We start from the raw sequence: 13936 nt of genomic DNA on the forward strand, positions 1-13936 counted from the left end.
CACAAACTTCAACAACGCCCCGATCCAGGCAACTCGCACGTCACCCACCTGGAAGAAGTGCAGTTCACCTACCGTAAAATCACCTGGACCCACGAAGTATCCGGTACTTCGGGTTCCGATGACTGGCGTGCTCCAGTCGTTTAATTACGGCTGATCGTTACAAGCATCGGCCAGCTCTGCTGGTCGATGTTGTTTTCGCCCTCCAGAATTTCGCGTAAGTTGAGCCGCTTTGCGGTCGTCGACGTACGCCGCTGTACAGCACGAGGAACAAGGGATGTTCGCGCCGGCCAATGAAACCCACTTTGCCCTGACCATCGAAGGCCTTTCCGCCGATTTTCAGGTGTTTACCCTCACCGGTCGGGAAGCCATCAGCCAGCCTTTTGTCTTCGAGGTGGAGCTGGTCAGTGAGCAGCCGTCGCTGGACCTCGAAACCCTGCTGCACAAACCGGCCTTCCTGCAACTGTCGCCCGACGGCAGCGGCATCCACGGCCAGATCTACCGCGCCGCGCAAGGCGATTCCGGCAAACGCCTGACCCGTTACTCGGTGACCCTGCGCCCGCAATTGTCCTACCTGGCGCATCGCGTCAACCAGCGCATCTTCCAGAACCTCACGGTGCCGAAAATCATCGGTATGGTCCTCGAAGAGCACGGCATTCAAAGCAACGCCTACGAATTCAAGACCGGTTCGATCTATCCCGAGCGCATCTACTGCGTGCAATACGATGAATCGGACCTGCATTTCATCCAGCGCCTGTGCGAGGAAGAAGGTATCCACTACCACTTCGAGCACACGGCGACGGCGCACAAACTGGTGTTCGGCGATGACCAGACGGTGTTCCCGAAACTCAAGCCTGTGGCCTATCAGCAAGACTCCGGCATGGTCGCCAGCGACCCGGTGATCAAGCGCTTCGACCTGCGCCTGGAAACCCGTACCAGCCGCACCACCCGCCGCGATTACGACTTCGAAAAACCGCGCCTCACCCTCGAAAGCGAAAACCGCGGCGACGCCCTGCCCGACCTCGAAGACTACGATTACCCAGGTCGTTTCATCGACCGCGAGCGCGGCAAACATCTGGCCAAACGCGCCCTCGAACGTCATCGCAGCGATTTCAAGCTGGCTGAAGGCAAGAGCGATCAACCGTTGCTGGTCAGCGGCCACTTCCTCGCCCTCACCGCGCACCCGAAAGCCAAGTGGAATGACCTCTGGCTGCTCACCGAAGTCCACCACGAAGGCAAGCAACCGCAAGTCCTCGAAGAATCGGTAACCAGCGACACCACCGCACTCAAAGACGATTTCCATCAGGGCTACCGCAACTGCTTCCAGGCCACCCCATGGGACGTGCCCAACCGCCCGCCCCTGCGCCACCCGAAACCGCGCATCCTCGGCAGCCAGAGCGCCGTGGTCACCGGCCCGAAAGGCGAAGAGATCCACTGCGACGAGTACGGCCGCGTCAAAGTGCAATTCCATTGGGACCGCGAAGGCGAAGCCGACGACAAAACCAGCTGCTGGCTGCGCGTCTCCAGCGCCTGGGCCGGCGCCCAGTATGGCGGCATCGCCATCCCGCGCATCGGCATGGAAGTGCTGGTCACCTTCCTTGAAGGCGACCCCGATCAACCGCTGATCAGCGGCTGCCTGTACCACAAGGAAAACACCGTCCCGTATGAGCTGCCGGCGAACAAGACCCGCAGCACCTTCAAAACCCTGAGTTCGATGGGCGGTGGCGGCTACAACGAACTGCGCATCGAAGACAAAAAAGGTCAGGAACAGATCTACCTGCACGCCCAGCGCGACTGGGACGAAAACGTCGAGCACGACCAGAAAATCCGCGTCGGCAACGAACGCCACGACACCGTCGAACAGAACAGCTACACGGAATTCAAAGCCGAAGAACACCACACCGTCTACGCCGACCGCAAAGTCGAAGCGCGCGCCAACGACCACCTGACTGTCGGCGTCAATCAGCACATCAAAATCGGCACCGGCCAGTTCATCGACGCCGGCCAGGAAATCCACCTCAGCAGCGGCATGAAAGTGGTGATGGAAGCCGGTAGTGAGCTGACCCTGATCGGCGGCGGCAGCTTCATCAAGATTGATGCTGGTGGCGTGACCATGAGTGGGCCGGTGATCAATATGAACTCGGGTGGTAGCCCGGGGAGCGGCACGGGGGCGGCGCCGTTGTTGCCCGGCGTCGTGAAACAGGCTGATGCTGACAAGGCTGGCAAGGTGTTAGTCCCGCCAATGACCAATCCGTTTGTACGAAAAAGCGTTCAAGGCCTGCCCCTTGTTCCGATCTGTGGAAAGCAAGCCAATGGCGCTTGCTCGCGAGAGGTTTGCCCATGTCTGAATGGCTGAGTCATTTCCTTGAACAACCCGTGGCCACAACGCCATCGGGCAACAGTGGAAACCGCACCCTGTATGGCATCATCGACAGCGTTCGCCAGCCTCGGGCTCTGGAAAAGCTTTATCAACAGTCCGGGTTGAATGGTGTTGAAAAGCTGTTTCAGGATACGCCGTTTGCCGAAATGAATGATGTCAGTCCGATCTGGCTGCAACTGACACCGGGAAGTCCTGCCGCCGCCCAAGCCATAGAGCTATGCCGCGACAACCGCGCGGGAATTTTGCTGACCTCGCGTGAAAAGCCAGAGACCGCGCTCTTGCATGCTCGTCGCCTCCTGCGCATGAACGACCCGTCTCATGGTGACTCGCTGGCGCGCTACTACGACCCGGCATTCTGGAGCGCGCTGGCGCTGACGGTACCCGCCCGAGCGCTGTTCGGCCCTTGGGCCAGCGTCTACACCCCGCCCGCCCACAGCGACGATCAACAATGGCGTGTTTGGGAACAAACAGAGAAAGTTGATGCCTCTAATGGCGAACAAAAATATCCGCTGCACCTGAAGAGCGACACGCTGATAGCGTTCGATGAGATCCGCTGGTGGTACTGGATTCGGCTGCGGAACGCCGAGTCCGCAGCGGGCTTATCGGATTCGCAATTGTCTGACGTGGCCGATAATTTGCAACTGCTGGTGGATCACGGCATTGAAGAAGGACGTCATCTTGAGCACCTGCTGCCGAATCTGAACCAAGGTCCGTTGCAGGCCCGCACCGACGTCATGAACGTGCTGAGCAGCGACATGCCGGCATTCGAGAAAGTACAACGACTGGAAGTCTGAGATGACAGGTACGTCCGAACAAACACCCGCGCCAGAACAACCACCTGTTGTCATTCCGGCCGATCCACCAAAAAAGACTGCCGACGCGGAAACGTTCTGCAAAGACAAGAAGCCGGGCTGCAGCAGCAGCTATGACGACATCATCTACGTCACCGGTCAGCGCCGTTTCTGGCTGTTGCCCAAGCGCACGTCCGAGAAACTCAAGGAAAGCGTCAGCCTGCTCAAACAGAAAACCGTCGACGCTGATAAAGCCACGCGCATGAGCAACATCGCCGACGCGGGTTTGATGGACTATTTCCTCACCCCTGGCCCGGAAGCCTTTCTCGAAGGCGAGCAACATAGCAGTTACCTGGCGTCGAAGTCGGCAATCCCCGAAGACACTGCCAAAAAGGCGCAGTGCCGCAAGGATTGGGAAACGGCAAAAGCAAAGGGTGATAGCGACGCCACGATGCACGCCGAGCGCGAGATGTTCCACGCTGGACAACGCATCGAGAAAAACCAGAAAAACATGGAAACCCTCGAAAAAGTTTCCGACGAAAAAGCAAAAACGTTGGGGTACAAACGAGAAAACGGCGTCTTCTATACCCCGCGCGCGTTAAAGGCCTGTGAAGCCATCGATACGTACATTAAAGAGCGCGACAAGGCGAAAGCCCACGGCTACAAAATGTTCGATCCAGGCACTAAGAAGATCGCCTCGGCTTGGGAACATCTGAAAGAATATAAGGCCCTTCACAAAAAGCTGATTGAAACCGGCGAGATCGACGAAAAGAAACTCAAGGGTGTGCAAATCAACATCCTGGCGTTGAAAGACCTGATGTCCAAGTACATCAATGCCATTGTCGAGCTTGCCGAGTGCGGGATTGCAGTTCCCGAGTTTGCGCTGAGTCCCGATGACCAATACGCCGGTACCGAGGATTTTCAGGCATTCATCGAGCTGACCACCAAACGCGATGAGCTTGAGAAAAAGATCGAAGAACGTTACTCCCAATGGGTCTCGGCCACTGGCGGAAAATCTGCGCCACCCGGCGTGCTCTTCGTCAGCTTGCAGAAACAGTGGTACGACCTGAATGACGAGGCAGAGCGAATTCAGAACACCGCCGAAGCACGCGTTCGAACACTGAAGCCGCCCCGTCTGTTTCTCTGGGACGCGGAAAGCTACAAGCCAAAACCCCTCGAACGACTGGCCAAAACAAACATTCCACTGCGTGAACTCAGCAGCGCATCGTCGACGACGATCCTGAACCACATCAGCCTGAAACATCTGGCACAGGTCAGCGGCAACGCATTCGAGGGTCAACTCAAAGAACTCGCGACCAGTTTGCCCAAGTCGATTGCCAAAGAATCCGACGACGACCGGATATTCAGTGATTGGCTGGAACAGGAAGGCGCGCTGCAGTTCGATGAAAAGGGACCATGGTTCGATGAACATGGACTTTTCGTGCCTGAAAAATTCTTCACCGCACTGGAAGCCAAAGGCTACAGAGTCGAAAGCATCAAAGCCGAAGCCAAACGCAAAAGTTGGGGCGAAAACCTCAAAGCCATGGTTTTCGAAGATAAACAGTTGCGCAACCTCATGCTGTTCGACAACAGCCCGCAGGCCCAACTGGTTCGATGCTTGCTCCCGGAAAGTGCCAACCTGCTGTCCGAAGTCAAAATGGAAGGCCCCACGCTGAAAAGTGGTTCCCCTCAGATTGCCAACGTAGAAGTTGCACTGGATGTAACAGCGTGGCGCGGCGAAGTCAGCTTACTCAAAGTCGAATTCCCGAAACGGGCAAAAGCCGATCCTTGGGTCGCAAAATACAAGGCTCATGACGGCAGCGTGCGCAGCGTCAACTTCGGCAAACTGTCTCTGGATCTGGAAGCCAAGGCCTGGGGATTCGCTGGTGCAAGCCTCATGCTGTCGCGCGACCTGACCCTGGACCAGAAAACCGGCTACACCAGCTTGGTCGGTGTAGACATCGCTGAAAAATCCGGCGACCTGGCGAAGTTCGAAGTGTTTGCCGGCGCTCAAGCCGGGTGCAAAGTCACCGGCAAACTGTTCTGGTGCCCTCCCCCAAGCGTTCTCCCGCCTGCTCCCGTGCCCAATCGCATTTCAGCCAACCAGTGGCGCCCTATGGCCAAACTGGAAGTTGAAGTGGCCGTGGCCATCGGCGCCGGCTACACCGGCGACATGCAACTGCGGATGCAAAACGGCCTATTGCTGTTATCGATCAAGGGCGCGCTGGTCTGGGGCGCAGGTGTCAAAGGGTATTTGACCTTTGAAGTCGGCTACGACAGCATCGTAGCCTTGACGGAACTGGTGCGACAGGAAATGGCCGCGAACCAATACAAGGATCTTGAGTGGGTCGATGGCGAAGCCATGGACTACCTGCAGAAACTGAGCTTCCTCGGCGCCACTGGTATCGATGTGGCGTTTGCCTATGTGCGTGGGTATGCCATTGTTAAAGGGATTTTTGATGCGCTGACTGAGGGGGGGCGTGGGGGGTTGATTGCTTACTCAATCGTTAATGACAAGAATCAGAAGGAAATGCAGGATTGGGTGTTTAACCTACAACCTCAAGCCTTTGGACCATTACTAATGGCGCTAAGCGCAGCCCCTGCGTCCTTTACTGTGGAGGAAAATCAGAAGAACAAAACCTTCGACGAGGACAATGCATATCACCTGCAACAGAGAGCCATCGAGCAATGTTTAAGATGGATAGCTTCCAAGGCTAATGCGGCCCAGCAATTCGAAGAATCAATTATATGTATGAATCGCGACGGGGTACGTCCGAAACAAGCAGGCACCACATATTGCAAGAACAAACTAAAACTTGATACTTTTATGGCAGAGCGGGTTTACGCGCTCGACGAAATCAGCAATAAAACAAGATCACGTTATCGTGAACATGTAGAAAAACTGGGTGCACGTTTAAATGGACACTGCGAATTCACTACAATTTACAAAGGTCCTGCGTTTGCGCCAATTCAAGACACGAAAGCGGTTTACAAAGGACCTGACATTGATTAACAAGATTATCTTCAGCTTGCTGCTCTCAGTACTCCTTCCTTGTGCCGCTTTCGCAAAAATAACTCCGGAACAACAATCGGCAAAAGAGAAGGGGTTAATTCTTTACCAACAAAATGACTGGTATGATTCTCAGCCACTGCTAGCGAAAGCTGCAGAAGCTGGAGATAGCATTTCTCAGTATTATTTAGCAGAGGCAATTCGGCTAAGCGAACGATATACAACTTCCGAGGCAAGGAAATGGTATGAGGCGGCAGCTGAACAGGGCAACCTTTACGCGATGCTTCGTCTGAGCAGCAAAAATGACATCTGCAGCGATCTGGCAATATGTACGGGCAAGAGCGCTGATGAATGGCGTGAGAAAGTAATAGTAACTGCTCGTGAGCGCGCCGATAAAGGCGACACAGAAGCCATGACAGTATTGTTTATCACCGAGCAAGGTCTTAGTTGGTTGGAGAAGGCTGCAGATGCAGGCGACCCATTAGCGCAAAATACACTTGCCGGAGTTTACAAAGATGGGGAAGGATGGTTTCTGATTCCTGGCAGCCGCGAAAAAGCTGTTGAACAATGGTATGGAGCCTCGGCTAATGGGGGTTATCCGCGAGCCATGTATCTTTACGCCAATTATCTGTATGAACACCACGGTAAAAAAGAAGATGCAGCCTACTGGCTAAAAAAATCTGCCGAAAGTGGGTACATCGATGCCATGGGCAACTATGCGCTGAGCATAGCTCATCTGCCGGACAATCTTGGCTACACTAAAAATTTAGTGGAAGCGTATGGACTAGCGTACCTAATGTCCAAGCTTGAGGGTGGTGGAACAGGCGCCGAAGATGGAAAGATGATATTGCCTGATATAGCAGAGAAAATGTCAGAACAAGAAATCAAGCAAGGCCTTCTATTTGCGGAAGAATGGAAGAAAACGCGCCCACCGCTTTCTTATTTCGTCCCTGTTTACGGCTATTGAGAACTCAACGTGGCATTAATCATGAAACTAGTGACAAGCTTTCTTCTCTTAATGCTTGCACCAAATGTTTATGCCACCCAATTGACAGAGAATCAAGCTACGGCCAAAGATCGCGGCATCGCGCTTTACCATCAAAGCGCTTGGACTTCTTCACAGTCTTTTTTGCAAACCGCCGCCGAAACGGGTGATCGAGACGCTCAATACTACTTAGGCGAGGCCATCCGCCTAAGTAATCGCTACATGACAGAGGAAGCAGTGAAATGGTATGAGGCCGCAGCCGAACAAGGACATATCTATGCCATGCTGCGTCTCAGTAACAAAGAAGACCTCTGCACTATTATCGAAACCTGCAAGCAAAAAAGTGGTCAGGACTGGCGGGCGCAGGCCTTAAAAACTGCACATGAGCGCGCGAAGAGAGGCGACACCGAAGCAATGACTGCGCTCTTCACAGCCCAACAAGGTTTGGAGTGGTTAGAAAAGGCTGCAGAGTCGGATGATAACTTTTCCCAGCAGCTTCTAGCAAGTGCCTATCAAAATGGACAGGGTTCGTTCCTGATCCCAGGCAGTCGAGAGAAAGCAGTCAAGAAGTGGTTTAAGGCGTCTGCGGAAGGGGGCTATCCTCCCGGAATGTACCTTTATGCTAACTACCTATATGAGCACAATGGAAAAAAGGAAGAGATAGGACATTGGCTTAAAAAAACAGCTGAAGCAGGACATATCGATGCACTTGGAAGCTATGCCCTCAATATTGCCCACCTTCCGAACAGTTACGACTTTCCGCTCGATTTAGTCAAAGCCTATGGCTTTACCTATTTGATAACACAGCTTCAAGGAGGGGGAGCAGCACCAAGGGAAGCGAAGATCAGCCTCCCTGAGATTGCAGAAAAAATGAAACCTGAAGAAATCGAAATGGGAATTTCATTCGCAAAGGAATGGGAAAAGACACACCCTCCACTTTCCTATTTTGATCCAACTTACGGATATTAAGCCAATTTATTCCCAAGGCTACCGCCAAATATTCTAAGTGCGACTAGCCCTTGGGTATTTGTAAAACCAACGATCGCATAACAAAAAATTAAAATTTTATAGACCCCATCAATGATCAAAAATATTACTTTATTTTTATTGTTCTCGTTAGCACTGTCTAACCCAGCTTCCGCCGGAATGACAACAGCGCAAAAAGAAGCAGGAGAAACGGGAGTTATTCTTTTCAAACAGAGCGACTGGTACGACTCCCAGCCCTTCCTGAACATTGCTGCAGAGGCAGGGGATCGTGACGCACAATATTATTTGGGCGAAGCTATTAGACTCAGTCAGCGCTATATCACTCCAGACGCAAAAAAGTGGTATGAGGCCTCTGCTGAGCAAGGTTTTTTATATGCAATGCTCCGCTTAAGCAATAAAAATGACTTGTGCGGAAGTATGGGTACCTGCACAGATAAAAATGGAGTGGACTGGCGAGAGCGTTCACTAACAACGGCTCAAGAACGAGCAAAAAAAGGCGACACAGAAGCAATGACCGTCCTGTATACGACTGGTCAGGGCCTGCCATGGCTTGAGAAAGCGGCCGAAGCAGGTGACAGTTACGCACAACAAATGCTGGCTAGCGCTTACAAAAGCGGTGCCGGGTGGTTTTGGATTCCAGGTAGTCGAGAAAAAGCGATTATCAAATGGTTTAAAGCGTCATCGGAAGGTGGTAACCCGAGAGGTATGTTCCTATATGCGAATTACTTATACGACCATAATGGTAGTAAAGAAGATATCGCATACTGGGTAAAAAAATCAGCGGAACACAGTCATATAGATGCAGTTGGCACCTACGCATACAAAATTTCAGATCCGTCCAATGAACTTGGTTACCCAGAAAATCTGATTGAAGCATACGGCTTGACGCTTTTACTTTCAAAACTGGAGGCAGGAACAGCACCAGAAGATGCAAAGCGACTGCTCCCGGATCTGGCTAAAAAGATGAATCCTGTAGAAATAACAGAAGGAATTGAGTTTTCGAAAGAATGGAAAAAAAATCACCCTCCCTTATCTTATTTTGACCCAATATACGGATACTAGACGATCAAATATTCTTAACAACCCTACCTTCGCTCAATTACATTCAGGGGCAGAACACGGTTTATCATATTTTACATATGGAATGCCCCCGATTAAAAACACCATTGAAAGATAGACTTTTTTGCACCAGAGAAACAACCTATAGCGACCATACTTAATCGAACGTATACACTGACCATCATTCCCCCCATTCAAATAGTCAAAGCTTTCCATACAGGACGAATCATTGACTAAAATAATATATATCATCAATTTATACTCAATATTTTTATTCACTCCAGCTTTCGCACAGCTAACAACAGAACAGCTATTAGCAAGAAATAACGGGATTATTCTTTATCAACAAAGTGATTGGTACGATTCACAGCCACTACTGAAAATCGCGGCAGATGCAGGGGACAGTACAGCGCAATATTACCTGGGAGAGGCTATCCGCCTCAGCAACCGCTACACCACCGAAGATGCAAAAAAATGGTACAAATCCGCAGCTAATCAAGGAAATTTGTACGCAATGCTTCGGCTGAGTGCGCATGACTTGTGCAAAGAGATTCAAAGTTGCTCAGGTAAAAACGATGAAGAATGGCGGAGTTATGCGCTGCAGATTGCAAATGAACGCGCCGAGAAAGGCGATACTGAGGCAATGATTGTTTTATTTACCGCTAGCCAAGGTTTGCAATGGTTAGAAAAGGCAGCGACAGCAGGCAGTGGATTTGCTCAAAAAACGCTCGCTGGTAAGTACAAAGATGGTGAGGGTTGGTTCCTTATTCCTGGTAGTCGCGAGAAAGCCGTTGAAAAATGGTTCAAAGCTTCAGCTGACAGCGGTTACCCGCCGGGCATGTACCTATACTCAAATTTTTTATATGAAAATAATGCACGCAAAGAAGATGTAGGATATTGGCTAAAAAAAGCGGCTGAGTCAGGTCATATTGATGCTGCTGGTGGATATGCCCTCACTGTCGCGCATCTCCCTGACAGTTACGGATTCCCTTTGGACTTGGTAGAAGCCTATGGAATCACCTACCTTCTCTCCCATTTGCAAGGCGGTGGCGTAGCCCCTGAGGATGCTCGAAGAAGCCTCTCTGAAATTGCCGAAAAGATGAGTCCTCAAGAAATCGAGGATGGGATTCGCTTTGCCAAAGATTGGGAAAAGACTCACCCACCACTTTCCTACTTTGTTCCGGCTTACGGCTACTGACCTAAGGAAGTTTATCTGTGTCCGCTCTCCGCCCTCTTTTCTTAAGCATCGCCTTGTGGGTTTCCACAACATCAATTTCCAACGCCCAATTAATTGAAAATCAAGCGGTAGCGAAAGAAACTGGCATTATGCTTTACAAGCAAGGTGCATGGACTTCCTCGCAACCGTTTTTACGAACCGCGGCTGAGGCCGGCGATAAAAAATCTCAATATTTTCTAGGTGAGGCGATACGACTAAGTAATCGCTACATGACAGAGGAGGCCAGAAATTGGTACGTAGCTGCGGCAGAGCAAGGTGAACTTTACGCTATGCTACGTCTAAGTAGTAAAAAGGATCTTTGCAACTTACTAGATGACTGCGCGGGGAAAGGTAATGTTGATTGGAGAGAGCAAGCTTTAAAAATTGCCCGTGAACGTGCCGACAAAGGTGATACTGAGGCAATGGTTGTGCTGTTTACGGCAAATCAAGGATTAGAATGGCTAGAACGAGCCGCAGAATCGGGTGATAATTTTGCTCAACAGCGGCTCGCTAGTGCTTACCAAAGTGGAGAGGGATGGTTTTTGATCCCTGGAAGTCGCGAGAAAGCAGTTAAAAAATGGTTTAAGGCTTCAGCAGAAGGAGGTTTTCCTCCGGGCATGTATCTGTATGCAAACTATTTATATGAACACAATGGTAGTAAAGAAGAGGTCGGAAGCTGGCTCAAAAAAACAGCTGAATCCGGACATATAAATGCACTAGGGGGCTACGCATTAAATATTGCCCATCTTCCAGATACTTATGGATTTCCTTTAGATCTCGTTAAGGCTTACGGATTCACCTACTTGATAGCAAGCCTCAAAGGCGGAGCCATCGCACCTGAAGATGCAAGATTGAACCTCCTGGAAATAGCAAAAAAAATGCAACCTGGAGAAATAAAGCTAGGAATATCATTCGCAAAAGAATGGGAAAAATCTCACCCTCCTTTATCGTATTTCCATCCGACATACGGTTACTAGCAACTCCATTGCAACTAGAGAACAACCAACAACACAAAGCGATAGATTTATTTAACAGATACTTCAGCAATTAAATAATCCGTCGCTTTTTCTTTCCAAAACACCCATTTCTTTCAGAGCCGCCGCAGGAGCAAAGGAAGCAAGGGTGGAGAACCCAAGTGCTTAAAAGTAAGTATGAGCGATTACCCCACGTGGGGGACTTCGAAAAAGAAAATGGACTAGAAATAATATACTTGTCTCCGAAACCGCCAACCGGGATGCCTGCGATCAGCTCTCGGCAACTACACCGCAATGCCAATAGTACCTTCCTGGACTTTTCTACAGGACAAGGGAACTTCGAGTTCATGGTGCGAATTGGTATTGGTTCGACAATGTTAATTATCACCTCACTTTTTTTCTTCTCAGCTTTCGCTTCTTGGATCAGAAGATACTCAGAACCGTTCCTCAGTGCCTGGGCCAGATTTTTCTTCAACCCCGTGATATGGTTCATAATTCTATCGATTGCTGCACTCTATCTTTATTATTTTATAAAGTTAGCCAATGAGCTCTCTTCAAACCCGCCTCTACGTTTTAATCGTGAGCGCCGCGAAGTTGTATACGTAGCTAAAAAGTGAGACAAGCCCAGATATACATCTTGGGAAAGCGTTATAGCCTGCGTATCTTCCGGCAAGCTGATAACACAATATTCTGTGACCCCAGAGCACAAGCTAATGATCGGTCTGCGCGAGACGACCAGCGGCGAAGTCCTTTGGAGTGTAATACCATGTGGTCGCTTAAGTCTGGCGCTATCAGAATGGGAAGCTATTAGAGCTTACATGGAGAATGGTATAGACAGCCTCCCAACCAATTATAGCGACGAACTTGAAGAAGGTACTGTCGAGTTTTTCAAATTATGCCGTGAGAGCTATCGCGAAGAACATTCCCTAATACGTTACATATGGGGCTTTATCACAATTCAGTTATTTAGTGGCTGGACTTTACCATGCTACATATCCGAATGGATTAACAATCGTCCTAAAGCGCTATTCCCCAAAGAAGTATTAGAGTGGTCAACGCCCCTCCCTCTAGCCGATCATGCAAAGCCCAGCAAAGAGTTAGTTGCGGAAACCGAAGAAATCCGCAAGCACTTCGCAAGCACTTCGCAAGAGGGAAGACCCTTTTAGATTACTTCGGTTTAAAACCCTCTAGCATGGATACAAATTCAGAGACACGCAAATGATTACCACCACAGCATTTTAATAACTGGTACACACGACGTTTTTTAGCTTTCGAAAGATATTTTATATACTAGAATAAAAGCGCCCCGCTAGCGATGCCCACTCTGCCGGACCAACTCAATGCCTGATAATAAATTCGACCGTTTGCCCCAAGCCGGTGACACTGAAAACAAATTCGGAACCGAATTTATTTATCTTTCGCCGATGCCAGTTCCCACAGGTATGCCAGCCTTCAGCGCCCGCAATTTACATCAAGAGGCAAACGAAACCTACTTGGATTTTTCCGTAGGACGAGGAAACTTTGAGTTCATGGCGAGAGTGGGTATTGGCGTCGTCATGTTTTTTATTATTTTTCTATTTCTTGCAACCGGATACTTGTCCTGGCTACGACGAAATTTTGAACCATTCTTATCAAGTTGGTGGGAGTTTTTCTCCGGCCCGGTCGTGGGGGCGATTGTAATACCATTAGCCTTGCTTTATACCGTGATCTTTTATCTTTCTACACGCCAGATCACACAACATCCACCCATACGTTTTAACCGTCAACGTCGCGAGATCGTTTTCATTCCAAAAAAGGGAAGCCGCCCACATTATGTAGCTTGGGAGAGTACTATTGCCTGCGTATCTGCTGGCCAACTAGTAACGCAATATGCAACGATACCTGAATTCAAATTAATGATCGGCTTGCGTGAAGCAGAAACCGGAAACATTCTTTGGTCATCTGTCGCTTGCGGGAGTTTAAGTTTAGCGATTTCCGAATGGGAGGCTATACGGGCCTATATGGAAGAAGGAACCTCAGCCTTGCCTGCGCCACAAACAGACGAACTTGAAGAGGGAAGTGTGGCGTTTTTCCATTTATGTCGACGAACTTACCGAGCAGAACACTCCGTAATCCGTTACGCCTGGGGCTTCCTGACGATACAGTTTTTTAGCGGCTGGACTTTGCCCTGCTATATTTCCGGCTGGGTAAATAACCGCCCAAAAGCAAAATTCCCTAAAGAAGTACTGCAGTGGTCGAAGCCAATATCCACTGATCAGCATGCAAATCCGAGCGAGGAACTTTTACATAAAACCGCCGAGATTCGCTCAACCTTTTTAAAGGGGAGAACTTTTCTCGACCATTTCAAACTCAAGCGCTCTGATCAAGCACAGTAAATAGACAATCGGGGATAAACCACGTTTATTTCTTCTAGAAGTGGTCTCCCCTGAATAGCCTGCCCCCTTACTCGGTAAACGACTAACCCGCCTAAAAATCCGCGAAAAGCTGAAGAGCAACACTTACGTGATCGAAGCTGAAACCCCGCATCCACAATGCAT

At 50.0% G+C, this 13936-nt stretch carries 10 protein-coding genes and 1 pseudogene; all 11 read left to right on the plus strand.

The features are described 5' to 3' along the window. Positions 1-144 (plus strand): annotated as a pseudogene (locus ACIF4X_RS10810) (type VI secretion system tube protein Hcp); the annotation flags it as partial. Positions 145-274: 130 nt separating this feature from the next. Further along, positions 275-2353 (plus strand): type VI secretion system tip protein TssI/VgrG, encoded by a 2079-nt coding sequence (gene tssI / locus ACIF4X_RS10815; protein WP_397482100.1) that lies wholly within the window; start codon positions 275-277, stop codon positions 2351-2353. Further along, on the plus strand, positions 2338-3171 hold the full coding sequence (locus ACIF4X_RS10820) for a DUF4123 domain-containing protein (protein WP_141128677.1): 834 nt from the start codon (positions 2338-2340) through the stop codon (positions 3169-3171). The genes tssI and ACIF4X_RS10820 overlap by 16 nt, the downstream gene beginning before the upstream one ends. Position 3172: 1 nt before the next feature. After that, positions 3173-6181 carry a hypothetical protein gene (locus ACIF4X_RS10825; protein ID WP_397482101.1) on the plus strand — a complete coding sequence of 1003 codons (3009 nt, stop codon included), beginning with the start codon at positions 3173-3175 and terminating at the stop codon, positions 6179-6181. Beyond that, positions 6174-7145, plus strand: a complete 972-nt coding sequence (locus ACIF4X_RS10830) for a tetratricopeptide repeat protein (RefSeq protein WP_397482102.1) — start codon at positions 6174-6176, stop codon at positions 7143-7145. The genes ACIF4X_RS10825 and ACIF4X_RS10830 overlap by 8 nt, the downstream gene beginning before the upstream one ends. 9 nt (positions 7146-7154) lie before the next feature. Then, positions 7155-8132: a tetratricopeptide repeat protein gene (locus tag ACIF4X_RS10835; protein WP_397482103.1), complete on the plus strand. Its 978-nt coding sequence runs from the start codon at positions 7155-7157 to the stop codon at positions 8130-8132. A gap of 111 nt (positions 8133-8243) precedes the next feature. Beyond that, the gene (locus ACIF4X_RS10840) at positions 8244-9212 is read left to right on the plus strand and encodes a tetratricopeptide repeat protein (protein ID WP_397482104.1); all 969 of its coding nucleotides are present in this window, start codon (positions 8244-8246) and stop codon (positions 9210-9212) included. Positions 9213-9438: 226 nt separating this feature from the next. Further along, positions 9439-10407 (plus strand): tetratricopeptide repeat protein, encoded by a 969-nt coding sequence (locus tag ACIF4X_RS10845; protein ID WP_397482105.1) that lies wholly within the window; start codon positions 9439-9441, stop codon positions 10405-10407. Between the two features lie 17 nt (positions 10408-10424). Beyond that, positions 10425-11402: a tetratricopeptide repeat protein gene (locus tag ACIF4X_RS10850; protein ID WP_397482106.1), complete on the plus strand. Its 978-nt coding sequence runs from the start codon at positions 10425-10427 to the stop codon at positions 11400-11402. A gap of 710 nt (positions 11403-12112) precedes the next feature. Next, entirely contained in the window at positions 12113-12565 is a 453-nt protein-coding gene (locus ACIF4X_RS10855) for a hypothetical protein (RefSeq protein ID WP_397482107.1), read from the plus strand. A 174-nt stretch (positions 12566-12739) separates the two neighbouring features. Next, entirely contained in the window at positions 12740-13774 is a 1035-nt protein-coding gene (locus ACIF4X_RS10860) for a DUF6708 domain-containing protein (protein ID WP_397482108.1), read from the plus strand. Positions 13775-13936: the final 162 nt, after the last annotated feature.

This window comes from Pseudomonas sp. NPDC085632, from assembly GCF_044541255.1.
Lineage (GTDB): Bacteria > Pseudomonadota > Gammaproteobacteria > Pseudomonadales > Pseudomonadaceae > Aquipseudomonas.

Coding starts and splice junctions, on each gene's coding strand:
- tssI (WP_397482100.1), top strand. CDS start 275: ATGTTCGCGCCGGCCAATGAAACCCACTTTGCCCTGACCATCGAAGGC.
- ACIF4X_RS10820 (WP_141128677.1), top strand. CDS start 2,338: ATGTCTGAATGGCTGAGTCATTTCCTTGAACAACCCGTGGCCACAACG.
- ACIF4X_RS10860 (WP_397482108.1), top strand. CDS start 12,740: ATGCCTGATAATAAATTCGACCGTTTGCCCCAAGCCGGTGACACTGAA.
- ACIF4X_RS10855 (WP_397482107.1), top strand. CDS start 12,113: ATGATCGGTCTGCGCGAGACGACCAGCGGCGAAGTCCTTTGGAGTGTA.
- ACIF4X_RS10825 (WP_397482101.1), top strand. CDS start 3,173: ATGACAGGTACGTCCGAACAAACACCCGCGCCAGAACAACCACCTGTT.
- ACIF4X_RS10840 (WP_397482104.1), top strand. CDS start 8,244: ATGATCAAAAATATTACTTTATTTTTATTGTTCTCGTTAGCACTGTCT.